This is a genomic window from Ruegeria sp. YTSA064 (genome assembly GCF_059610325.1).
The window spans coordinates 294710-317793 of the sequence record NZ_JBXWNK010000004.1 but is presented as its reverse complement, the minus strand read 5'-3'; the positions used below and the strand labels follow the sequence as shown (position 1 = coordinate 317793).

At 55.6% G+C, this 23084-nt stretch carries 19 protein-coding genes and 1 tRNA gene; 8 read left to right on the top strand and 12 right to left on the bottom strand.

Features of this window, described 5'->3' with window-relative positions; genetic code table 11:
* Nucleotides 1–312: 312 nt before the first annotated feature.
* Nucleotides 313–387, bottom strand: a tRNA-Gln gene (locus tag AC2FI7_RS08445).
* 365 nt (nt 388–752) lie between these two features.
* Here AC2FI7_RS08445 and AC2FI7_RS08440 point away from each other — a divergent pair.
* Nucleotides 753–1262, top strand: coding sequence for a ferritin (locus AC2FI7_RS08440; RefSeq protein WP_010443316.1), 510 nt, complete (start codon nt 753–755; stop codon nt 1260–1262).
* 28 nt (nt 1263–1290) lie between these two features.
* On the opposite strand, the gene AC2FI7_RS08435 is transcribed toward AC2FI7_RS08440, so the two are convergent.
* A complete protein-coding gene (locus AC2FI7_RS08435) occupies nt 1291–1794 on the bottom strand; it encodes an SH3 domain-containing protein (protein WP_010443315.1) in 504 nt (167 codons plus the stop codon).
* 154 nt (nt 1795–1948) lie between these two features.
* Between AC2FI7_RS08435 and AC2FI7_RS08430 the strand changes: the two genes are divergently transcribed.
* The 4 genes from AC2FI7_RS08430 to AC2FI7_RS08415 all read left to right on the top strand — a co-directional run bounded on the left by AC2FI7_RS08430 (nt 1949) and on the right by AC2FI7_RS08415 (nt 8362).
* Complete coding sequence (locus tag AC2FI7_RS08430) at nt 1949–2935, top strand: 2-hydroxyacid dehydrogenase (protein ID WP_010443314.1); 987 nt, start codon at nt 1949–1951, stop codon at nt 2933–2935.
* Nucleotides 2936–2962: 27 nt separating this feature from the next.
* Entirely contained in the window at nt 2963–4360 is a 1398-nt protein-coding gene (locus tag AC2FI7_RS08425; RefSeq protein WP_496815625.1) for an FAD-binding oxidoreductase, read from the top strand.
* A gap of 111 nt (nt 4361–4471) precedes the next feature.
* On the top strand, nt 4472–5716 hold the full coding sequence (locus AC2FI7_RS08420; RefSeq protein WP_496815626.1) for a hypothetical protein: 1245 nt from the start codon (nt 4472–4474) through the stop codon (nt 5714–5716).
* Nucleotides 5717–5854: 138 nt separating this feature from the next.
* The gene (locus AC2FI7_RS08415; protein WP_496815627.1) at nt 5855–8362 is read left to right on the top strand and encodes a GcvT family protein; all 2508 of its coding nucleotides are present in this window, start codon (nt 5855–5857) and stop codon (nt 8360–8362) included.
* A 69-nt stretch (nt 8363–8431) separates the two neighbouring features.
* Here the strand turns inward: AC2FI7_RS08415 and AC2FI7_RS08410 are convergent, their stop codons facing one another.
* From AC2FI7_RS08410 to AC2FI7_RS08400, 3 genes are all read right to left on the bottom strand, one after another.
* Nucleotides 8432–8767, bottom strand: a complete 336-nt coding sequence (locus tag AC2FI7_RS08410) for a carboxymuconolactone decarboxylase family protein (protein WP_496815628.1) — start codon at nt 8765–8767, stop codon at nt 8432–8434.
* Between the two features lie 71 nt (nt 8768–8838).
* Complete coding sequence (locus tag AC2FI7_RS08405; protein ID WP_496815629.1) at nt 8839–9492, bottom strand: DUF938 domain-containing protein; 654 nt, start codon at nt 9490–9492, stop codon at nt 8839–8841.
* The gene (locus AC2FI7_RS08400; protein ID WP_010443308.1) at nt 9489–10556 is read right to left on the bottom strand and encodes an NAD(P)/FAD-dependent oxidoreductase; all 1068 of its coding nucleotides are present in this window, start codon (nt 10554–10556) and stop codon (nt 9489–9491) included. Before AC2FI7_RS08400 ends, AC2FI7_RS08405 begins: the two co-directional genes overlap by 4 nt.
* A gap of 179 nt (nt 10557–10735) precedes the next feature.
* Here AC2FI7_RS08400 and AC2FI7_RS08395 point away from each other — a divergent pair, with 179 nt between their 5' ends.
* The 3 genes from AC2FI7_RS08395 to AC2FI7_RS08385 are packed head-to-tail and all read left to right on the top strand — an operon-like array spanning nt 10736 to nt 13366.
* Nucleotides 10736–11161, top strand: a complete 426-nt coding sequence (locus AC2FI7_RS08395; RefSeq protein WP_010443307.1) for a hypothetical protein — start codon at nt 10736–10738, stop codon at nt 11159–11161.
* 3 nt (nt 11162–11164) lie between these two features.
* Nucleotides 11165–12397 carry an HlyD family secretion protein gene (locus AC2FI7_RS08390; protein ID WP_010443306.1) on the top strand — a complete coding sequence of 411 codons (1233 nt, stop codon included), beginning with the start codon at nt 11165–11167 and terminating at the stop codon, nt 12395–12397.
* Between the two features lie 24 nt (nt 12398–12421).
* Entirely contained in the window at nt 12422–13366 is a 945-nt protein-coding gene (locus AC2FI7_RS08385; protein WP_259462644.1) for a class I SAM-dependent methyltransferase, read from the top strand.
* Between the two features lie 64 nt (nt 13367–13430).
* On the opposite strand, the gene AC2FI7_RS08380 is transcribed toward AC2FI7_RS08385, so the two are convergent.
* The 7 genes from AC2FI7_RS08380 to xdhA all read right to left on the bottom strand — a co-directional run bounded on the left by AC2FI7_RS08380 (nt 13431) and on the right by xdhA (nt 22841).
* On the bottom strand, nt 13431–14504 hold the full coding sequence (locus tag AC2FI7_RS08380) for a BMP family ABC transporter substrate-binding protein (protein ID WP_170703522.1): 1074 nt from the start codon (nt 14502–14504) through the stop codon (nt 13431–13433).
* A gap of 31 nt (nt 14505–14535) precedes the next feature.
* The gene (locus tag AC2FI7_RS08375; RefSeq protein ID WP_170476699.1) at nt 14536–15456 is read right to left on the bottom strand and encodes an ABC transporter permease; all 921 of its coding nucleotides are present in this window, start codon (nt 15454–15456) and stop codon (nt 14536–14538) included.
* Nucleotides 15456–16538, bottom strand: a complete 1083-nt coding sequence (locus AC2FI7_RS08370) for an ABC transporter permease (protein WP_010443302.1) — start codon at nt 16536–16538, stop codon at nt 15456–15458. Before AC2FI7_RS08370 ends, AC2FI7_RS08375 begins: the two co-directional genes overlap by 1 nt.
* Nucleotides 16539–16601: 63 nt before the next feature.
* Nucleotides 16602–18119: an ABC transporter ATP-binding protein gene (locus tag AC2FI7_RS08365; RefSeq protein ID WP_010443301.1), complete on the bottom strand. Its 1518-nt coding sequence runs from the start codon at nt 18117–18119 to the stop codon at nt 16602–16604.
* A complete protein-coding gene (xdhC, locus tag AC2FI7_RS08360) occupies nt 18116–19081 on the bottom strand; it encodes a xanthine dehydrogenase accessory protein XdhC (protein WP_496815630.1) in 966 nt (321 codons plus the stop codon). Before xdhC ends, AC2FI7_RS08365 begins: the two co-directional genes overlap by 4 nt.
* Nucleotides 19081–21483 (bottom strand): xanthine dehydrogenase molybdopterin binding subunit, encoded by a 2403-nt coding sequence (gene xdhB / locus AC2FI7_RS08355; RefSeq protein WP_496815631.1) that lies wholly within the window; start codon nt 21481–21483, stop codon nt 19081–19083. Before xdhB ends, xdhC begins: the two co-directional genes overlap by 1 nt.
* Nucleotides 21480–22841, bottom strand: a complete 1362-nt coding sequence (gene xdhA, locus AC2FI7_RS08350; protein ID WP_010443298.1) for a xanthine dehydrogenase small subunit — start codon at nt 22839–22841, stop codon at nt 21480–21482. Before xdhA ends, xdhB begins: the two co-directional genes overlap by 4 nt.
* Nucleotides 22842–23084 lie beyond the last annotated feature (243 nt).

Genomic DNA, 23084 nt, shown 5'->3' with positions numbered 1-23084 from the left:
TTTTTTGAAGGTTGTCTGGCATCGACTCAAGTTGATGGCGGCCGCGGCGGAATTTTGTGGCCTCGCATGACAGACGCGATGCGCTGCTGAAAAGGCTTACACATTAGCACAGCAAAACCTGAACGGTTTCGATCAGAGAAGCACGGACATCTCAAGCGAACAGGAGAACGCTAACAAACTCATTGTTTGACTGAGTCAGGGAACGCAGAAAGTCCGTTTGGAGAAGACAGTTGCGGAAACTTGTTGACATGCATTTGCACGAACTGCGCTGAATTTGCACGCTTATGCCCAATTGGCATGCCCTTGTTCTTATGGCTGGGGTGGTAGGATTCGAACCTACGATACACGGTACCAAAAACCGCTGCCTTACCACTTGGCTACACCCCAACGGTGAGCGGCTATCTACGACTGTTGCTTTCGGGGTTCAAGGGCTTTTTTGGACAAATATCATATCGATCTGCAAATTTTTCTGACAGCGGTTTGGTGATGTCTACCGCTCTTTGGTAAGTGTTCGAAATACTGAAAAGATGGTGAATTCCAAGGATTGGTTCAGGTGAGTGTTTCTTGGATTTCTTGGCAAAGGCGCAGCTTTTGGTTTATGCATATGAACTTCAACCTGCGACTGCGTTTCAATTGCATGATGCGCATATTAACCTGTTGAAATATTGTGTTAAAATAAAAATATGACGATTGAAAATTCCCGATCACTCACCTAGGTGATTATTGTCCGCTATCCAAAAAAGGAGCCTATTATGAAGCTGAACTTGCAAGTTGCAGAGGCATTGAACAAGCAAATAAATAATGAGCTTCATGCTTCGTATACCTATCTGGCGATGTCGGCCTATTTCGAGGCGCAGGACCTGCCAGGTTTCGCCAGTTGGTTCCGGGGGCATTCCGTAGAAGAAGATACTCATGCAATGCGTATTTTCGACTTTATCGCCAAGCGGGGTGGCCGGATCAACCTGGAGGGGATCGCCAAGCCGCAAACGGAATATGAATCGCCTGTTGATGTGCTCGAACAGGCTCTGGCGCAAGAACAGACAGTAACCGGGCAGATCAATGCGTTGTTCGAACTGGCGCACGAGGTCAAGGAATACAGTACGCAGAATATGTTGAACTGGTTCTTGGCAGAGCAGATCGAGGAAGAGGATTTGTTCACTTCGATCTTGGATAAGGCCAAGGCGGCCAACGGAGATCGCTGGAATCTATTGCTGCTGGATCAGGAACTGGCCAAGCGCGGCAGCGGGCAAGCCGAGGGTTAACCAACACAGAATTCAGGATAAGGGGTGGTTATTCCCGAATTTCAGAGGGATCGACCCCCCAAAGATTGTTCTTGAGGGTCCAGCCACGATAGCCGCCGGCCGAAATGCGGCACCAATCCGGTGTACATTGCTCTAGTCGGGCGACAACCCCGGTTTCGAAATGCGCGTTCACCTGCGAATTTGAGTCGGGCAGGGTGTAAACCGGCAGCAAGTCGGATTCTATGAGAACAGTCCGCACGCCTGAAAGCAGAGCGTAGTGAACCCAACCCCCCGCGCCGTCGTGGTCCTGCACTTTGCGCCAGTTTCCGTATTCAGCCGTGATCTGCAGCGGCATGCCGCGTCGCTTGAACACCCAGTCGATTCGGTGGGTCAGAGATGGGCCGCGGCGCACATTACCCTCGGCCGCTTTCATTGAGACATATCGGGGTAGAGGCAGATTCGTGACTTGGCCACGTTTTTCCTGCGCAGACGCGGCCACAACGCCAAACGCGAGAAGAAACACCGAGATCAACGCCACAAAATGGCGATTCACTGAAAAACTAGCACTCACTGCCTGTCTGCTCTTATGCCTGTCGATCGTGCGTAAAAAAGGTTGAGACGATGCCCAAGGGGTTCTTGTGCCCCGTGTAATCCTGCGCCACGATGCCATGGCGCGCGGCTGTTTGCAAAGCGGTAGGAGGGCTAAGGTGCCAAGAGAACGTCTGAGTGTTGTCGTTACGCGACGGTTACCCGAAGCGGTGGAAACCCGGTTGAGCGAGCTTTTCGATGTAAAGCTGCGGGACAACGATGATCCCATGACACGCGAAGAACTGACTGCCGCAGTGAAAGAAGCAGATGTGCTGGTCCCAACCATCACCGATACCATTGATGGCGGTATTTTGGGGCATGCAGGCGAGAATTTGCGCTTGATTGCGAACTACGGTGCGGGTGTCGACAATATAGATGTAGCGACAGCGCGGCAGCGGGGCATTCTTGTTTCGAATACTCCAGGCGTACTGACCGACGATACCGCAGATATGACGATGGCACTGATCCTGGCTGTCACTCGGCGAATCCCTGAGGGGCTGGGCGTAATGCAAAAAGGCGATTGGGCCGGGTGGGCTCCGACTGCCTTGCTGGGTGGCAGGGTTGGTGGACGCCGGTTGGGTATTCTTGGTATGGGCCGGATCGGGCAGGCAGTTGCCCGCCGTGCAAGTGCCTTTGGAATGCAGGTGCACTATCACAATCGCCGCCGCCTGCGCCCAGAGATTGAACAAGAGTTGGAAGCGACCTACTGGGAAAGCCTTGACCAGATGGTTGCACGAATGGATGTCATTTCGATCAATTGCCCGTCGACGCCGTCGACATTTCACTTGATGAATGCGCGGCGATTGAAGCTGATGAAACCCTCGGCTGTGATCGTGAATACTTCACGTGGTGAAGTCGTAGACGAAAACGCGTTGACCCGGATGATCCGTGCGGGAGAAATTGCTGGCGCGGGCTTGGATGTTTATGAGCAGGGCACAGACGTAAATCCTCGCCTTCGGCAACTGCCAAATGTAGTTTTGTTGCCTCATATGGGTTCGGCCACGCTCGAAGGTCGGATCGAGATGGGTGAGAAGGTCATCATCAACATCAAGACATTCGAGGACGGCCATCGACCGCCTGATCAGGTTGTGCCTGCAATGCTATAGGCCGCGGCCTGAAGGAAAGGGAACGCAATGGTGCAGGCAGCCGCTTTGCAGCGAAATGAATCCGGAATAGAAACCGCTGTCGGAGTTCTGAAACAAAGATTTGGGGACCGGCTGCAGACCGGTGCCGCGATCCGTGAGCAGCACGGGCACACTACGACCTGGATCGAGAACCAGAGCCCTGATGCGGTGGTCTTTCCGCACTCTACCGAAGAAGTTGCGAATATCGTTAAGGTCTGTGCCGCGCATAAAGTGCCGGTAATCCCTTTCGGTACAGGCACTTCGCTTGAGGGGCATGTGAATGCGCCTGCCGGTGGGATTTCCGTCGATCTGAGCCAGATGGACAAGATACTGGCCGTCAATGTCGGTGATCTGGATTGCGTGGTACAGCCGGGTGTCACCCGCGCCGATCTGAATACCCATCTGCGGGATCAGGGGCTGTTCTTCCCCATTGATCCTGGCGCGAATGCGTCTCTGGGTGGCATGGCCGCGACGCGCGCGTCTGGCACCAACGCAGTGCGTTATGGGACAATGAAAGACAACGTGCTTAGCCTTGAGGCCGTGGTGCCTGACGGGCAAGTGATCCGCACTGGACATCGGGCCCGCAAGTCCTCGGCCGGGTATGATCTGACGCGTCTGTTGATTGGTGCCGAGGGGACGCTGGGCATCATCACTGAGATCACTTTGCGTCTGCATGGTATACCCGAGGCCATCAGTTCAGCGCGTTGTTCATTTCCAACAGTGGATGCGGCATGCCAAGCAGTTATGATGACCATTCAATATGGAATTCCTGTTGCCCGGATCGAACTGCTGGATCAGATGTCTGTCAAAGCGGCAAACGCCTATTCAGGACTTGATCTGCCTGAAACGCCGCTGTTGCTGTTGGAGTTTCACGGTTCCGACAGCGGAGCGGCTGAGCAGGCCGAGACCTTTGGGCAAATCGCGGAAGAATTCGGTGGCAGCGATATCACCACCACCTCGACAACCGAGGAGCGCAACAAGCTGTGGCAAGCCCGGCACGACATGTACTGGGCCAGCCTGCAATTGCGACCGGGCGCGCAGGGGATTTCAACGGATGTTTGCGTTCCGATCTCGCGTCTGGCCGAATGTGTGACAGCCGCACAGGACAAAGCCGCCGAGTTGGGATTGCTGGCCCCGATTGTGGGTCACGTCGGAGACGGAAACTTCCATACTCTGTTGTTGATCGATATGGACAACCCGGCTGAAGTCGCGGGCGCTGAGGATTTCGTTGGATGGCTGAACGATATGGCTATTTCGATGGAAGGCACCTGCACTGGGGAGCACGGAATAGGGCAAGGAAAACGCCCTTATCTGGTGAAGGAACTGGGTGCAGCCACGGCCTATATGGCGGCGATAAAATCGGCGCTGGATCCTGATAACATCATGAATCCGGGGAAGATTCTTTAGTATATAAGCTGTATGTCGACGGACAGATAATTCCAAGGATCGGTCATATCCACGCCCAAATTTCATAGGATTGAATCTCTTCAGAGCACTAATTGATTCTGAGGTTGACTTATGGGCGCCTTGCGGTTCATTGGATTTTTGCTGATCGCGGCGATTGTTATCGCGGGTCTTGACTATTACCAGCAGGATAAAAAGCACGACGATACATTGTCCTTTGCAGGTTATATCGAAACGATCAATGATCGTTTCGGCTTGTATAAGGCCGAGCAGGTCGCCAAGCAGGCCGAACGTGCGCGCAAGAAAAGCTGGGATGCGGGCGCAAAATCCTTTTTGCCATCTCCCCCCGAAGGTTGGAGCCGCTATGATCTGATAGATGCCGATAGCAAGCCGGTTCAGGCGGTTCTGTCGGGGTATGAAATCTCGCCCATGATCAGCTCTATTTCCGGTCAGGCTGAATTACAGCGCCTCACGAATGAGGGGCGCGAGGGTCTGATACGTAAGCTGGCAGAGTCCGGTTATGTTTATGAAAAAGATGGTGAAATCGTCTGGTTCGACATCACTTTGAAGCCTAAGAAAGCACGCAATACTCTGGTTGGTCTGGCACTGGGGCGACAGGCCGACTTTATGAACGCGATGCAGTTTTCTAACGGATATGCCGTCATTGATGGCGTGGCGTTTGCGGAAGTGACCGAGGGTCTTTCTGGCGATGTTCAAGAAAGCGACATCCGTAAGATCAAAGGTCGCATCGGATTTGATGAAGAAGTTGTGCTGCGTCTGCATACCAATGCAAGCGATGCCACGATCCGGCAGTTTTTGAATTCAGTCGATTTGGCCGGGCTGAATGCACTATTGGAATTTCCCTCGGTTGCGACGGGGCAGGGTATTTATGTTCCACTGGAGGAACAGCCTGAAATGGCAGGAAAAATGCTGGACCTCTATGGGAAAATGGTGGCTATGCAGGACAAGGTGACACAGCAGAAACTCGAGAACATGGATATCGGAACTGTGATGTTGAACACGCTTACAGCGACGGATTTCAACGCAGAAGGTCTGGCCGATATCACTGGCGGCAAAGTCTTTGAAAATCAGGACAATTTACAGATGGCCTATGGAAAGGCGCTTGAGTTGATATTGCATTCGGATCAACGTCAAGCCGACGCCAGCCCGACTGACTCGGGTGGCGGTTTTATCAATGGATTGCTACAGAAAATCCCCGGTTTTGGGGCATTTGGCGGCGGCGCCGTCGCTACTGCAGCAAACGCAGGACGCTCAGACGTCCGTGTTAGAAAGGGAAACGAAGGATCTTCCTGCGCAATGAGTGGAAGCTCTAAACGCTGCACCTTCGGTAAAAACTGATCGGATTGTCACGCCCGAATAACGAACCTGCATCAATTGCGGGTCGTTTTTCTATTATCACTGGTCGGATGAATGTCGCGCCGGGCGCCACAAATGCGCCATATGGTGTCAACAGATTCCAAGGGGAGACACCCGGCTATGAAAACCCAAGTCAAAGCACTGGTTGTTGGCGGCGGCGCCGTCGGAACCTCGATTGCCTATCACCTGGCCAAGGCAGGCTGGGATGATGTGATGCTGATCGAGCGGGACGAACTGACATCCGGTTCCACCTGGCACGCGGCGGGCCTGTTGCCGTTGTTCAACATGTCTTATGCCACGACCCATATCCACAAATACTCGGTCGATTTCTACAAGACGCTTGAGGAAGAAACCGGGCTAAATGCCGGTTTCGCTGTGGTGGGCAACCTGCGCATGGCACAGACGCAAGAGCGTATGGACGAATACATGCTCTATGCGTCCACAGCCGAGACCTGTGATGTTGCCTACGAATGGCTTACCCCTGACCAAATCAAAGAGCGCTGGCCGCTGATCGAAACCTCGGACCTGAAGGGTGCAATTTATCACACCGAGGACGGCTATATTAACCCTGCCGACGTGACGCAGGCGATGGCCAAGGGTGCTCGTCAACGCGGTGTCGACATTGTTCGCAAGATGCAGGCCGATGCGTTCCATTGGAACGGCACCCACTGGGAAGTCACCTGCACCAAGATGGTCGAGAAGGGCGGCAACCTCGTTCCTTCAGTTGAGCAGGTTGTGATCACTGCCGAGCATGTGGTGACCGCATCAGGCAACCACGCGCAGCGCACTGCCAAGATGTTGGGCATCAAGATGCCTGCCATCCCGGTCGAGCATACCTTCATCGTCATGGACAAAGACCCTGAACTGGTCAAATGGCGCGAAGCGGGCAACCCCGAGCATCCGGTTGTGCGCGATGCCGACAACGAGTCATATGCCCGCGAAGAACGCGGCGGCTGGATTCTGGGTATCTACGAACATGGCGCTCCTGCGCAGTTCGAACATGGCGTGCCGGACAGCTTTCGCGCTGACCTGTTCCCGCTGGATCTGGACCGGATTGCCGATCAGTACATGGCGATGGCAGAGCGTGTTCCCTCCTGCGCCGAATCCGGTTTGAAAGACGATTTCAATGGTCCAATCTGCTACACCCCTGACGGCAACCCGCTGGTTGGTCCGGCTCCGGGCCTGCGCAACATGTGGCTGGCTGAAGGCTTCAGCTTCGGCATCACCGCCGCGGGCGGCACCGGCTATTATCTGGCACAGATGATGGTCGATGGCGAAGCCGAGATCGACATGGCTTCGCTGGACCCCAAGCGTTACTCGTCCAACTGGATGACCACCGAATTTGCGGCGCGCAAGAACGAAGAGTGCTATGAGCACGTCTACATCCTGCACCACCCGGATGAAGAGCGTGAAGCCTGCCGTCCACTGCGTACTGTTCCGGCTTATGACCGGCAGAAAGCCCGTGGCGCTCAGTTTGGCTGGGTCAACGGCTGGGAACGTCCGAACTATTTCGGCCCGCTCGAGGCGCCAGACAACTTCGACAAGGAAAGCCGCTCGTTCCGTCGTGGTGGCTGGTGGCAGTATGCCGTCGAAGAAGCCGAGGCGATCCGAGAAGGCGTTGGCCTGATCGACGCGTCGGCCTTTACCAAGCATGTCGTCAAAGGCCCCGGTGCGACCCAGTTCCTGGACTGGTTCACCTGCAACAAGCTGCCCAAAGTTGGTCGCATCAACCTGACCTACGCGCTGACTTCGCACGGCACCACCCGCACCGAATACACCATCGTCCGCAACGGCGAGAACAACTACTACATCGTCTCTGCCGGTGCCTGGACCGAGTACGACGCCGACTATCTGCGCAAGGCGGCCGAGGACAAGATGGAGGAGTTTGGTTATATCGAGATCCAGGACGTGACCACCCAGTGGGGCGTATTCGCCATCGCCGGACCCAAGTCGCGTGACGTGCTGAAGGAGGTCATCAAGGACGCCGATCCGGAAACTGCACTGTCCAACAAGCGCTTCCCGTGGTTGTCGGCCCGTCAGATCGAACTCGGCATGTGCCCCGTGAACGCGATCCGTGTGGCCTATACCGGTGAACTGGGTTGGGAACTGCACCACCCGATCGAGATGCAGAATTACCTGTTCGACCTGCTGGAAAAAGCCGGTGAGAAGCACGGTATGAAGCTGGTCGGCGCGCGCGCCCAGAACTGGCTGCGTCAGGAGAAATCCTATCGCGCGTTTGGTACAGAACTGGGCCGTGACGCAACCCCTCTGGAAGCTGACCTGCCACGCTTTGTTGATCTGTCGAAAGACTTCTACGGCAAGGCCAAGCTGGAAGAGACCGGCGTACGCGTGAAATGCTGCACTCTGCTGATCGACGGGCCGGACGATGCCGATCCATGGGGCCGCGAGGCGCTGTACACGCCGGAAGGCGAGCGCGTCGGTCGTCTGACCTCGGGTGGCTATTCGGTGGCCTTCGAGAAGTCCATCGGCATGGGCTATGTGAAGCCCGAACTGGCGGTCGAAGGTACTAAGCTTCAGGTCAAAATTCAGGACAAACTGTGGGATGCGGTCGTCACATGCGACAGCCCCTACGATCCGAAGAATGAAACCATCCGTAAGGACGGCTAGTAACTTAGAAAGGCGGCACAAACCTGTACCGCCTTCCCCAAAAAGCCCGCCTCTGGTGGGCTTTTTTTTTTATGAGTTCAATTCATCAAAGCAGTCTAGGGCTTTCGCCGCATACATCATAGATGGCCCGCCGCCCATCTGCACCGCCATCGCCAACACATCCGAAACCTCATCGCGAGTGGCGCCTGTTTTGATCAACGCCTCGGTATGCAGGGTGATGCAAGGCTCGCACCGAACGGCGATCGACATGCCTAACGCGATGAATTCCTTGGTTTTGTAGTCCAGGATCCCAGTTTCTTTGACCGAATTCCCCAAGGCACCAAAGGCTCGGGCGGTATCGGGAATGGCGCCGTTGAGATTGCGCAGGCTTTTGCGGGTCCCGTCCAGTGCTTCGTGCCAGCTCATTACAACATCCTTCTTAAAACATATGATAAATTGCATATGATGCATAAGAAGGGGACCGGCTTTGATCCTGATCAGATTGCTGCCTTTTGGCCTATGAATGCCAAGTTGTTCGCGGGCATCTGAACGACCTCGACCAGATCGAGGTCATTTTCAGAGAACAGCGCCATTATCTGGGTGTCATCCTTATACCCAATCTCGGGGTCCTGTTGAACCAATGCGTCGTGAAATCTCTGGTCGCCTTCGCTGGTCAAGCGCCCATCACGTTTGAAAGGGCCATATAGCACCAAACGCCCGCCCAAGTTCAAAACGCGCGCGGCTTCGGCAATCAAGGTTTCAGCCTCGGGTAAGCTGATCAGATGTAAGAGGTTGACCAGCACAACCAAATCTTGCCTTGCTATGGTTTTGTGCCAACCTGCCGCGGTTGCATCCAGATGAAGTGCAGGGGAAGTGTTTCCCAGCCCTTTCGAATAGGCATCAATACTGGCGCGCCGTTCCAAGTTGACTTCGCTGGGTTGCCAATGAAGTCCGGGCATCCGCCGGGCAAAGGCCGATACATGCTGACCTGTGCCACTGGCCAGTTCCAACGTGCGGCCCGATGATGGGGCAACACGCGCTATCAGATCACAAAGCACCGCCGCGTTTCGGCTTGCTGCTGGGGCGACAAGCATGCCGTCTTCACCTTCTGTGGCGACGCTTGCATTGGGGGGCAGTTGGCGCGGTGTCATCTGCGCAACCTTTCGGGCTTCAGCACTTGCACAGTTGTGGCATCAAGTGATGGTTCAGTACCTGTTACAAGATCTGCCACAAGTTGCGAGGCAGCCGGGGCAGTCTGAAACCCGTATCCGCCCTGCGCGGCAGTCCAGATAAAGGTTCGGTCTGTGGGATCTGGCCCCAGAACCAAAGTGCCGTCCGATACAAAACTGCGCAGCCCGGCCCAGTTTGTTTCAACACGTGTCACCGGTTCTGTCACCATGGCCTCGTACCGTGCCAAACCTTCTGCTAGAACCATGTCGTCGGCATAGGCATCATGGGGTGAGGTCGGGTCGGTCTCGCAAGGTGAAACGAGTAACTTTCCGGCATCGGGTTTGGCATACCAGGTTTCAGCGACCCCCAGCATCATGGGCCAGTTTTTCACATCATGCCCTCCAGGCGATGGTAGGCGGGCCATGGATCGACGAAATGGAGTAATACCGATTGGCTGGATTTCTGCCATTTGCGCCACTTCGTCCACCCATGCGCCAGCGGCATTTACCAAGTTGCGGGCTTCAAAGGTGTCAGAGGCTTCAACGACCCAGTGACCGGACTTGCGAATGCTGCCGACCTTCTCTCGGGTCAGGACTGATCCACCGTTGCGTCGGATGATCCGTGCATAATCCTGCAACATCCGGTCCGTATCTATGTCAAAGGCAGTATTGCTGATGGCAACATGTCCTACGGTGTCGGCATTCAGGATCGGGATTTGCTTTGTGGCCTCGTCCAGAGAAATTTGCTGAACTCCAAGGTCTTGAGCTTCCTTCAGGAACAACTCTTGTTGATCCTTGGCACCCACCAGCATCAATCCTCGCGGTGTCAGGTATTCATTGACTTCAAAGAAAGCAGCGCTCTTTTCGTTCAGAGCTTTGACGGACGGCGGACCATATCCCTTTTCAAACAGGGCGGCGGACCGACCTGAGGTGTGATAGCCCAACGCATCCTCTGCTTCTAACACCGTGACGGTGCCGTGCTTGGACAGGCGGGCACCCACGCTTAACCCGGCGATACCGCCGCCGATTATCAGGAAATCAATCATACGTGTTCTTTCGCTTCCGGCCGGGGGATGATCAGTGTGACGCATAATATACCCGTGACCTGTGCTGACCATGGCACGCGTGCCTTCAAACGAAAAGAAGCAAGCACCATGCACAGGAAACTTGATCGCAAGCGATCAGCCTGCTCTTAGTGCAATCAAAGCAAGATTCGGAGGCGGACGTGAACTCGGCAGACATTCACCCGATGGCAACGGGGCATATACCCTCTTATGTAACGCAGGCGGACGGTAGCGACTACCTCTTTACCTTTATGGTCATTTTCACCGTCGGTTTGGTGGTCCTGATCGGGGTTGCGTATTTTACGCTGCATTCGATCCCGGAAAAAATGGCGCATGAGAATAACCATCCACAGTTTCAGCTGGTTGGAATACTCGCGCTGTTGGCTTTGTTTACCCACAACGGAATATTCTGGATTGCGGCAATTCTTGTCGCGGGTTTTCAGTTCCCCGATTTTGCTGCTCCGTTACGGTCGATTGCAGATGCCATCCGATCCCTGGCACCGGGGCAGGATAAAGCCGTGGTTCCTGATCCGCCCGAACCGGATATTGAGCCCGAACCCTCAGAACCGGCAGCGCAGGGGCACTGAACCATGATTGAGACGATGCTGTGCGCACTGATCACCGTGCTTCCCGACTATCTGTTCCGCCGCTTTGTTCAAGGCAAACGGATCGGACATGAGATTACTCTGTTCACTATGTGGTATGAACTGCGTTGGGGGTTAACGACCTGCGCTATTCTGGCACTGACGGTGATCACCACTTTGTTTTATTTCCATCCGGCCAGCAAAACGGCAGCCTCGTACTTCCGGACGGTCACGATCCTTCCACAGCTCGGCGGCCGCGTTTCCGAAGTTTATGTGCGCAACAATGAGCAGGTGACAGCAGGGCAGCCGATTTTCCGGATTGAGGATTTCACGCAAACAGCACAGGTTGAAGCTGCTCATGCGCAAATCGCTCAGGTTCAAGCTTCTTTGAAAGTGGCGCAAACCGATCTGGCCGAGGCCGAGGCAGGCATTGCGGGTGCACGCGCGGCATTGGATCAGGCGCTTGAAGATCTCGAGCGGAATACTACACTGCGCGACGAAGGGTCCAGTGCCGTGCGCCTGGCCGAGATCGACCGGCTTGAAAATTTGGTTGCCGAGCGTGAGGCGCAAGTCACGGCTGCCACTTCCAAGCGCGCTGCAGTGGTGCAGCAGATCGAGGAACTGATCCCTGCCCAGCTTGCCAGTGCGAATGCTCAGCTTGACGCGGCATTGACTGAGCTGGACAAGACCATAATCAGCGCAGGTGTCACCGGTCGCATCGAACAATTTGGGCTGCAGGTCGGCGATTACGTGAGCCCGTTATTGCGGCCGGCAGGCATCCTTGTGCCGTCTTCTTCGGGGCACGACCGGTTTCAGGCTGCGTTCAACCAGCTTTCAGCGCAAGTGATCAAACCAGGCATGATCGGTGAAATCGGGTGCATGACAAAACCCTTCACAGTGATCCCCGTCGTCGTCGTCGAGGTACAGGATGTGATCCCTTCAGGTCAGATCAGGCCAACCGATGAATTGCGTGACGTCCAGACCAATACCAAGCCAGGCTCGATCCTCGTCTATCTCGAGCCGCTTTATGAAAGCATGGCCGATGATGTGCCGCCGGGAAGCAACTGTCTGGCCAATGTCTACACGGATAACCACGCCAAGCTGGAAGACGAAAATCTTGGGTTCTGGGAAAAGTCGTTCCTGCATGTGGTCGACACCATCGGTGTTGTCCACGCTGCGGGCTTGCGGTTGCGGTTGATCCTGATGCCGGTGAACACTCTGGTTTTGACTGGACACTAATACCGGATCCTAAACCAATCCTTCGTGTATGACCCTGTCCCTGACAGCCATGTGTTCAACGTGGTTATGTCGCTGAACTTGCGCAGTCTGTGCTACGATGCCTCAGCATATCCTCAGTTGACCATGATAGGCTGGGGATTTTATCGGTGCATGGAGGTTACGATGGTTGATACAAATTCTGCATTTGTAGGAGATATCCCGGGATATTACGATCGAGAGATGGGGCCGGTGATATTCGATCATATGGCCCGCATTATGGCGCAGAAAACAGCGGCCGTTTCGCCCAGACAGGTGTTAGAACTCGCTGCAGGCACAGGGATCGTGACCCGGCATGTGTCTAGTGCGTTGGAAGATGGGCATATTGTGGTCACAGACCTCAACGAACCGATGCTTGATATTGCACGCACTAAGTTCATCGAGACGGATAACGTGAGTTTTCAAACTGCAGATGCGCAGGAGCTTCCATTCGATGACGCAAGTTTCGACGCGGTCATCTGCCAGTTCGGTCATATGTTCTTCCCCGATCGTGCCAAAGCCTATGCCGAAGCGCTCCGGGTGTTGAAACCGGGTGGCATTTATTTGTTTTCGACCTGGGGCACGAACGCTGAGAACCCATATTCCGAACTGGTCATCGAAACATTGTCTGCTGCATTTGATGGTCATCCTCCCGGTTTCATGAAAGTCCCGTTCTCGCTACACGATGCTGCCGCGATTCTGGATGAGGTTGCGCAAGCAGGGTTTGTCGAGCCACGCCACGAATACGTCGAACATGCCTCAACTGTTGCGAGTTTTGATAATTTTGCGCTGGGTCTGATGCTTGGCAGCCCAGCCTATTTTGAGGTTCTCGAACGCGATGGAGACCATAATGAAATTGCCAGTGATCTCGCACACAATATGCGTGTACGTTTTGGTTCAGAGCCGTCGGCGATACCGCTGAAAGCCCATTTCTTCCAGATGGTGTCTGCTTGAACGGATGACCAAAAAAGGCCCGCAGGATTCTGCGAGCCTTGATCTTATCTTGCTGGTTTAGACTTTACTGCGGAATGTCGCCTTCCAGCCCCTCGATGTAAAAGTTCATCCCGGCCAGCGTGCCGTCATCAGCAACTTCGCCTTCAGCCAGCCAAGCGCTGCCGTCCTGTTTGTTGATCGGGCCGGTGAAGGGGTGATATTCACCTGCCGCCATCGCGGCTTTCAGGGCCAGCGCCTCTTCTTTGACATCAGCCGGTACCGCGTCGGAAATCTCACCGATTGCGACCATTCCTTCCCGGATGCCGTCCCAGGTATTTACACTCTCCCAGGTGCCATCCATGACCGCCTGTGTCCGCGCGATGTAGTAGGGTGCCCAATCATCGATGATCGATGACACACGCGGGAAGGGGGCGTATTCGCTCATGTCAGAGGCCTGACCGAAGGTTACCACATTGCCAGCTTCCTGCGCAGCAGCTTGCGGTGCGGTCGAGTCGGTGTGCTGCAGAATAACGTCCGCGCCCTGTTCGATCAGAACCTTGGCGGCGTCAGCCTCTTTGGCGGGATCAAACCATGTGTAGGCCCAGACGATTTTGAACTCGACATCCGGGTTCACCTTTTTGGCGTGCAAATAGGCCGAATTGATACCACGGATCACTTCGGGGATCGGGTACGACCCGATGTAGCCAATGATGTTGGACTTTGTCATGTTGCCCGCGATGTGCCCCTGAACAGCGCGACCTTCGTAGAAACGCGCCGAGTAGACCGAGACGTTGTCTGCCGTTTTGTAACCGGTCGCGTGCTCGAACTTCACATTCGGGAATTTCTTGGCCACGTTGATCGTCGGGTCCATGTATCCGAATGAGGTGGTGAAGATCAGGTCAGCACCTTCCAGCGCCATCTGAGTCATCACGCGTTCGGCGTCTGGGCCTTCCGGGACCGATTCAACAAACACAGTCTCAACTTTGTCGCCGAACTCTTCCTCGACTGCCAGGCGACCCTTGTTGTGTTCATAGGTCCAGCCACCGTCGCCCACCGGGCCGACATAGACGAACCCGACTTTGGTCTTGTCTTGGGCCATGGCACCGGTGGCCAGACCCAGCGCCATGGCGGCGCTTGCCAAAAGTGTAGTGAATTTCATGTGTTACTCCCCAAGTTGGTTTAGTTAGCCCCTAGAGCGAGGCATGGAATGTACGGCCCAGTGAGGCAGGTGCGCTGCTCTTGTCGGCCGAAAGGATCACAAGCACAAGGATCGTGATAATGTAGGGCGACATTGCCAGATACTCGACCGGGATGGCAACGCCCGCCGCCTGTAAATTCAGTTGCAACACAGTGATTCCGCCGAACAAATAGGCACCCAGCAGAACACGCCATGGTTTCCAACTGGCGAACACCACCAGTGCAAGAGCGATCCAACCAACACCGGCGGTCATACCCTCGGTCCACTGAGGGACTCGGATCAGGCTGATATAGGCACCGCCAAGTCCTGCGCAGGCCCCGCCAAACAGGATCGCCATGATGCGGATCTTGATGACTTTGTAGCCAAGCGCGTGGGCGGCGTCATGGTTTTCACCCACAGCACGCAGGATAAGTCCAACACGGGTGTATTTGAGCGTGGCCCAGACGGCGGCGATTATCGCGATGCCGACATAGAGGATCGGATCGTGTTGGAACAGGATCGGACCGACGACCGGAATGTCGCTGAGCAGTGGGATATGTATATCGCCCATGCTGGGGGGTTTGATGCCCACATAGCTCTGCCCCATGAGCGCGCTGAAGCCCAATCCGAACAATGTCAGGGCAAGACCGCTGGCGACCTGATTGGCCAGCGCAAACTGCGTCAACAGCACGAATAGCAGCGATAGCACCGCGCCTCCGATCGCTGCCGCGATAAAGCCCAGCCAGGGTGAACCGGTCTCAACCGAGATCGCAAAACCACTGATCGCGCCTACGATCATCATACCCTCGACGCCGAGGTTCAGAACGCCCGCCTTTTCGACGACCAGTTCACCAATCGCGGCCAGAAGCAGTGGCGTTGCGGCCACCATCAGCGAAGCGACCAAAAGGACGGGGTTAATCTCACCAAGGTCCATTATGCCACCTCGCTACGTGCCGCACGGATGCGGTAATTTGTCAAAAGATCGAATGCCAACAAGAAGAACAGCAGCATTCCCTGAAACACCTGTATCGCGGCGGCAGGCAGGCCTAGTTGAGACTGCGCAATTTCACCACCGATATAGGTCAGCGCCATCAGCCCGCCTGCCAGCAGAATCCCCACCGGATGCAGACGGCCCAGAAAGGCCACGATGATCGCGGTGAAGCCATAGCCGACGTTAAAGTCGATGCTGACCACGCCCGACGGGCCCGAGACCTCGAACATACCTGCCAGACCGGCAAGTGCACCTGACAGGCCAAGACAGAACAGGATCAAACGTGCTGGGTTCACGCCTGCAAATTTGGCTGCACGAGGCGCCTCACCCGTCAGACGAATGTGAAAGCCCAGCATGTGCCGGTTCAGCAGAACATATGAGAAAATCACTGCAATAAATGCCGCAACTACACCCCAGTGCATACCTGAACCTGCGATCAGTTCCGCATTGTGTGCACTTTCATAACTTTGCAGGTTGCGCGATCCGGGAAAGCCAAACCCTTCGGGGTTCTTGAGCAGACCCAGCGAAACCGAGGCCAAAAACTGCTCGGCCACATAGACCAGCATCAGAGAGACGAGGATTTCGTTGGTTCCGAACCGAACCTTAAGAAAGGCCGGAATCATTGCCCATAGCCAGCCGCCAAACGCGCCTGCGATCACCATGATGGGAAAGATGAAGAACGCATCCATCGGATAGAATGCCAGTCCAGCACCCGCCCCGAAGATGGCTCCCATGATATATTGACCCTCGGCACCGATATTCCAGATACCTGCGCGAAAACCCAAAGACAGGCCAATCGCAATCAGCACCAAAGGCGCACCTTTGACCAACAGTTGAGGGCGGTAGTAGAATGCAAACTCGCCAAACAGCGGTTCCCAGAAAATCGTTCCGATCGCCTCAACCGGATTTTTGCCCAGTATAGCGAACAGCAATCCGCCAAAAACCATCGTGGCCAACACCGCCACCAAGGGGGTCGCATATGACCAAGCCTTGGATGGCTGAGGCCGTTTCTCCAGCACAATCACCCGATTATCCCCCCGCTTTCTTCATCTTTTTGAAAATATTCTTGTAGAAGGCAGTTTAACGCGTCAGACATGCGCCACCTCCATGCCATGTGCTCCGCCCATCATCAGGCCAATCTCATCAACCGTCAGGCCGGTGGTTTCACGCGGCGCACTCAGACGCCCTTCGTTTAACGCGGCAAAGCTGTCCGAGATTTCCATAAGCTCATCAAGGTCTTGGGAAATACAGATCACTGCCGTTCCCTTGGCCGCAAGATCCAGGATCGCTTGCCTTATCGAGGCAGCGGCAGCGGCGTCCACACCCCAAGTTGGCTGGTTCACTACCAACACATCGGGGTTCTGCAACACCTCGCGACCGATAACGAACTTTTGCAGGTTCCCACCCGAGAGCGATCGTGCTGCATTCTCAGGCCCAGGTGTCCGAACGTCGAAAGCGCTGATGATCTTCTCGGCGAACTCTTTGGTTTCGTTCCACTTTAGAAAGCCATTGCTTTCCAACCCTTCGCGGATCGATCCGGTCAGCAGGGCATTTTCAGTCAGACTCATATCAGGGGCAGCTGCGTGGCCCAGCCGTTCTTCGGGGGCTGTCAGCACACCAAGTTTCCGCCGGGCCGTCGGACCGAGCTTGCCAATCGCTTGACCATTGAACTTGATCGCATCTGCAGCAGTTGAAATCTCTCCTGACAGAACACCCAGCAATTCGTCCTGACCGTTTCCGGCAACGCCACCGATGCCCAGAACTTCGCCCTTGCGGACGGTCATGTGAACATTGCGCAACGCTGTGCCAAATTCTGAAGGCGATGGCACCGAAAGGCCACTTACATCCAGCGCAACTTCGCCAAACTCCCGACCGGATCGTTCTGGTGTTTGCAACGTCGAGCCGACCATCATTTCGGCCATGTCGCGGGCGGAGGTTTCGGCGGGCACACACTCGCCTACATTCTTGCCCAGACGTAGTATCGTGGCGTGGTCACACAGCGTTCTGATTTCTTCAAGCTTGTGTGAGATATACAGGATCGAGGTGCCTTCGGAGCGCAATTTATTCAGCGTTTCAAAAAGGATATCGACTTCCTGAGGGGTTAGAACCGATGTTGGTTCATCCATAATCAACAGCTTGGGGTCTTGCAGCAGGCAACGGATGATCTCGACCCGCTGACGCTCTCCTGCAGACAGGTCACCCACAGTACGATAGGGGTCCAGCGGCAGGCCATAGGTTTCCGACACTTCGCGGATGCGGGACGCCAGATCACCCATCGCAGGAGGGTTTTCCATACCAAGCGCGATGTTTTCAGCGACGTTCAGGGCATCGAATAGTGAAAAGTGCTGGAACACCATCGCGATTCCGTCAGAGCGCGCCGCTCGTGGTTCAGGCGGTGCAAAAGTCTGGCCACGCAGTAGCATCGAACCACTGTCGGGCTTCACCAGGCCATAGATCATCTTGACCAGCGTTGATTTGCCCGCGCCGTTCTCGCCCAGCAAGGCGTGAACCTCGCCCTCACCGATGTCGAAAGACACCTGATCATTGGCCACGACGCCGGGATAGGCTTTGGTCAGCCCTTGAAGACTTAGAAGTGGAGTGGTCACGCGCTCAGGTCCTTCTTCAGTTCATTCTGCCGGGCCGGGCGCAGAAGTTGCGCTGCGACCCCAACGGCGATCATCTGCGGGTGTTTGCCCAGATCGGGGTCGCCAATCGGGCAGGTAATCCGGCCTATACGTGCGGGCAGATGTCCCAGCGCCGCCAGCCGCGATCGGAATCGCGCCCATTTAGTAGCTGAACCAATCAGCCCGGCAAAACGGAAATCGTGCAAAAGCAACCTGTTGCACAGTTCCAGGTCCAGATTGTGTGAATAGGTAAGCACCAAATGCTCGGCCTCAGGCGGTGCATGTCGCACCAGTTCTGCTGGCTTGGCCGCCGGCACGGCAGTCACCCCCGACGGAATGCTGCTGGGAAAACGCTCGGGACCGGTATCAACCCATGTGATTGCAAGATCGGGCAGAGGGGAAAGAACATCCACCAGAGAACGGCCAACATGGCCTGCCCCCCAAATCCAGATGTTGCGGGTGGGTTCGTGGATGGGTTCGATCATCCATCCCTCGATCAGCTGAGGTTCGGGTGCGACGCCTTGAGCGCGAGACCGCGCTAATACGCGTTTAACCGCCATAGGCTGAACCTGAGTATCCAGCGGGTCATCTTTTTCGCATTCCTGGGTCACAGGTCGTGCGACGACCGTACCTTCAATATGCGTTAAAGAAGCGCTGTCATATATTTCCGAAAGCAGCGAAACCGCTCCGCCGCAGCATTGGCCCAAATCAGGGCCAAGTGCATGCTGGCTCAGCCGTGACGGTTTGGATTGGCGACGCGCAGCTTCAGCGGCCTGATATTCCAGCGTGCCGCCGCCGATGGTGCCGCTTTGCCCATCTTTCCATACAAGCATCGAAGCGCCAACTTCGCGCGGTGATGATCCCTTGATCCCGGCAATGACGACCCGAACCACCTTGCCGTGGGTTTTGACCGCCTCCCTCAAAGCCTCCCTGTCAAATCCCATCAGGTATCTCCCTTTACCCTTTGAATTCCACGCCAGACTTCTTCTGCGGTGGCAGGCGCATTCAGCGCGGGATAGCTGGTTCCACATGCGGCCACCGCGTTCGATAGGGCCAACCAAGCTGATATGCCAAGATTGAAGGGTGGCTCGCCAACCGCTTTCGAACGATAGATCGTGTCCTCACGATTCTCTCCATCCCAAAGCGCGACATTGAAAATATCGGGTCGGTCAGAACAGGCCGGTATCTTGTAGGTGGATGGTGCGTGCGTGCGTAGACTGCCTTTGCCGTCCCAGACCAGTTCTTCTGTCGTCAGCCAGCCCGCGCCCTGAACATAAGCACCCTCGACCTGCCCGATATCCAACGCCGGGTTCAGGGACGCGCCCGCATCATGCAGGATATCGGTGCGCAAGATACGGTTTTCACCGGTCAGTGTATCGACAGCCACCTCAGTGATGGCTGCGCCATAGGCAAAGTAAAAGAAGGGGCGCCCATGGCCTTTGATCCGGTCCCATTCGACCTTCGGAGTTTTATAGAATCCGGTTGCGGACAGGCTGATGCGCCCCTGATAGGCCAACGCTGCGGCTTCGGCGAAGCTATAGCTTTCTTCGCCTACTGAAACTTGCCCGTCCGCAAATGTCACGATCGTGGGGTCGGCCTGATGTCGTTCCGCCAGATAATCCGCCATCCTGTCACGGATGGTGTCGCAGGCTGCTTTGACCGCCATGCCGTTCAGGTCACTTCCTGACGAGGCCGCGGTGGCAGATGTATTCGGTACCTTGGCCGTATCGGTGGCGGTAATTTTCACCAGCTCAAGTGGTATGCCAAAACGCGACGCTGCAACCTGAGCGACCTTCTGGAACAACCCCTGGCCCATCTCAGTGCCACCGTGGTTCAGGTGGACCGAGCCGTCCTGATAAACATGCACCAGCGCACCGGCTTGGTTCAGGTGGGTCAGTGTAAAGGAAATGCCAAACTTCACCGGGGAAAAACCGATTCCCTTCTTGATCACGCTATTCTCGGCATTCCACGCGTCAACCGCCTGCTTACGGGCGGCATAGTCGCTAGACTTCAGCAAAGCTGTTGTCATGCCATGCAGTTCGCAATCGCTGACTTCCATCCCATAAGGCGTGGTGTTGCCGCCTGCGGGTACCGGGCGAACCGGTGCATCGCCCATCTCGACCGCGCCTCGGCTGGTGAGGTCGTCATGCGGGTCAGGATGGCCCAGAGGTTTCTGAGCAACCGGGGGATCGGCCACCTCATGCGCCGGTTCATAGTAGTTCCGGCGGCGCAGCTCGATCGGGTCCAGCCCCATAACATGCGCCGCGTGGTCCATCACACGTTCAATCCCAACGATCCCTTGCGGGCCGCCAAACCCACGATAGGCCGTGGCAGACTGGATGTTGGTCTTCAGCCGATGGCTTTCGATCCGGGCATTTGGCAGCAAATAGGAATTGTCCGCATGCAGCATGGCGCGATCTGCAACCGGAAGAGACAGATCCTGCGCCCAACCGCACAAGGCATAGTGTAAAAAGGAAACGCCCTGAATATGTCCGTTTTCATCGAACCCGGCTTTATACGAAATCCGGAAGCCATGGCGCTTGCCCGTGATCGTCATATCGTCATCACGATCATAGCGCATCTTGCAGGCCTTGCCAGTCGCACGTGCGGCGATGGCGCAGGCGACGGCCAAAGCGTTGCCTTGGCTCTCCTTGCCGCCAAAACCTCCGCCCATCCGCCGTGTTTCAACCCGGACTGCGTGCATGGGAACACCCAGTGCATCGGCTACCTTGTGCTGTATCTCGGTCGGGTGCTGAGTCGAACTATGCACTAGCATATCCGCGCCTTCATTCGGCACTGCCAGGGCTGCCTGACTTTCCAGATAGAAATGTTCCTGCCCACCGATCTCAAACGTATCTTCGACGATATGAGCCGCACCTGCGATGGCGGCCTCTGCATCGCCCTTGGCGTAGATACGCGGGCCGTCCTCGAATCGGCTGTCAGCGGCAAGGGCCTCCTCGACTGTCAGAATCGGTGCTTCCTCGGCATAGTCGATCTTGCCCAGCCGGGCCGCTTTTCTGGCAGCCAGATGGCTGGTGGCGACGACCAGAAATACCGGTTGACCGATATAGTGCACCGTTCCATCCGACAAAAGCGGCTCGTCGTGGATTGATGGGGATACGTCGTTTGCAAAGGGCAGGTCATCAGCGGTGATCACCGTCTTCACACCGTCAGCAGCCTTTACGGCAGACAGATCCATGGCGCTGATTTTACCTTTGGCGATCGGGCTTAGTCCGAACGCCAGGTGCAACGATCCCTTTGGTGTCGGGATGTCGTCGACATAGCGCGCTGTACCGGCCACATGCAGTGGTCCAGTGTCGTGCGGAAGGGATTTGGCGACACTCATGCCGACACCTCCAGTACATTGGACAGTTTGCCCTGATCTTCGTTGTAGTATCTGACAAGCATCGCCTTGGCTGTTTCCAGACGATACGTGGCCGAGGCCCGCATATCGGTCATCGGCGCGTAATCTTCCGCAAAAGCAGGCAATGCGGCGTTAATTGTTTCGCGCGTCCATGGCTGGCCGGTTAGCGCAGCCTCGACTGCCGTTGCACGTTTTGGAGTTCCAGCCATGCCGCCAAAAGCAACGCGAACCTGTTCGACTGTGCCGTTGGTTACGGTGATGTTGAAACACCCACAAACGGCCGAGATATCCTGATCGAACCGTTTGCTGAGTTTGTAGCACTTCAACCGATCAGCCTGACGCGGGAAGCTGACGGCCTCGACAAACTCGCCCGGCGCGCGATCTTGTTTGCCGTAGTCAATGAAGAACTCTTCCAAAAGGATTGACCGGCGGGCGTCACCCTTGCGCAGGTGCAGTGTTGCTCCCAAAGCAATAAGGGCAGGAGGGTTATCTCCGATGGGCGAGCCATTGGCGATGTTGCCACCAACTGTTGCCGCGTTTCGGACCTGAACGCTGGCATAGCGCCGAACCATTTCTGCATAAGACGGATGCAGATCGGCAAGCGCATCGCCCATGCGGTTCATGTCGACCATTGCGCCAAAGCGGATTTCTTCATCGTTGATCGTGATCTCTTTCAGATCTTCACAACGATTAAGAAAGATTACGGGATCAAGGTCGCGCAGCTGCTTCGTGACCCAAAGTCCGACATCCGTTGCCCCGGCAACTAAAGTAGCATCTGGATTTTCAGAGTAAATCTTGGCGAGTTCATCCGACGAACCAGGCAACCTGGCAGGGGTCGACTGGATAGACACCGGCTTATCTTTGACCCACACGGGAACTGGATGTGCTTCGGCGGCCTCAGCCGCCCGGATGATTGGTGCATAGCCCGTGCAGCGACACAGGTTACCGGCCAGTTGAGTGTCGTGATCCGTCGCGCCATTGGTGTGACTTGCCACCATCGACATCACAAAGCCAGGCGTACAGAACCCGCATTGAGAGCCATGCAGATCCACCATTGTCTTCTGAACCGGGTGAGCGTCTCCATCTGGGCCGCTCGCGCCTTCGACAGTGCGCACCGCTTTACCGTGAAGTTGCGGCAGGAACATGATGCAGGAATTCACCGCCTTGGCACCGTCCTCATCGGACACCATGACAGTGCAGGCTCCGCAATCACCTTCGTTGCAGCCCTCTTTGGTGCCGGTAAGGCCGCGATCCTCGCGCAACCAATCCAGCAAGGTCGCCGTCGGATCGATATCCTCCAGCTCCACTGTCTCTCCGTTCAGAAGAAACGTGATATTCATGAGTGAAACCCGTCGCGTTACCCAGTTGCGCCCTTTGGATGCTCTCCTTCGATGCGACGTAGAAAGAGTGGCGGGCGTGTAGCTTGCCATCTGATGTTAGAAACAGGCTGTGCGATCTGGCAAGAAAAACTGTCTCTGTGATACATCATATGGCGCGAATTGTGGTCAATTGCCGCATCTATCTATCGTTCAGTGCTCTGAAATTAAAGTATTTTCTTGGATCGGGCTTGCGGGAGTTCAGAA

Excerpts from the sequence above, each read along its gene's own strand:
- AC2FI7_RS08440 (WP_010443316.1), top strand. The coding sequence starts at position 753 with ATGAAGCTGAACTTGCAAGTTGCAGAGGCATTGAACAAGCAAATAAAT.
- xdhB (WP_496815631.1), bottom strand. The coding sequence starts at position 21,483 with ATGAGTGTCGCCAAATCCCTTCCGCACGACACTGGACCACTGCATGTG.
- AC2FI7_RS08380 (WP_170703522.1), bottom strand. The coding sequence starts at position 14,504 with ATGAAATTCACTACACTTTTGGCAAGCGCCGCCATGGCGCTGGGTCTG.
- xdhA (WP_010443298.1), bottom strand. The coding sequence starts at position 22,841 with ATGAATATCACGTTTCTTCTGAACGGAGAGACAGTGGAGCTGGAGGAT.
- AC2FI7_RS08375 (WP_170476699.1), bottom strand. The coding sequence starts at position 15,456 with ATGGACCTTGGTGAGATTAACCCCGTCCTTTTGGTCGCTTCGCTGATG.
- AC2FI7_RS08390 (WP_010443306.1), top strand. The coding sequence starts at position 11,165 with ATGATTGAGACGATGCTGTGCGCACTGATCACCGTGCTTCCCGACTAT.
- xdhC (WP_496815630.1), bottom strand. The coding sequence starts at position 19,081 with ATGGGATTTGACAGGGAGGCTTTGAGGGAGGCGGTCAAAACCCACGGC.
- AC2FI7_RS08415 (WP_496815627.1), top strand. The coding sequence starts at position 5,855 with ATGAAAACCCAAGTCAAAGCACTGGTTGTTGGCGGCGGCGCCGTCGGA.
- AC2FI7_RS08405 (WP_496815629.1), bottom strand. The coding sequence starts at position 9,492 with ATGACACCGCGCCAACTGCCCCCCAATGCAAGCGTCGCCACAGAAGGT.
- AC2FI7_RS08410 (WP_496815628.1), bottom strand. The coding sequence starts at position 8,767 with ATGAGCTGGCACGAAGCACTGGACGGGACCCGCAAAAGCCTGCGCAAT.
- AC2FI7_RS08425 (WP_496815625.1), top strand. The coding sequence starts at position 2,963 with ATGGTGCAGGCAGCCGCTTTGCAGCGAAATGAATCCGGAATAGAAACC.
- AC2FI7_RS08420 (WP_496815626.1), top strand. The coding sequence starts at position 4,472 with ATGGGCGCCTTGCGGTTCATTGGATTTTTGCTGATCGCGGCGATTGTT.
- AC2FI7_RS08400 (WP_010443308.1), bottom strand. The coding sequence starts at position 10,556 with ATGATTGATTTCCTGATAATCGGCGGCGGTATCGCCGGGTTAAGCGTG.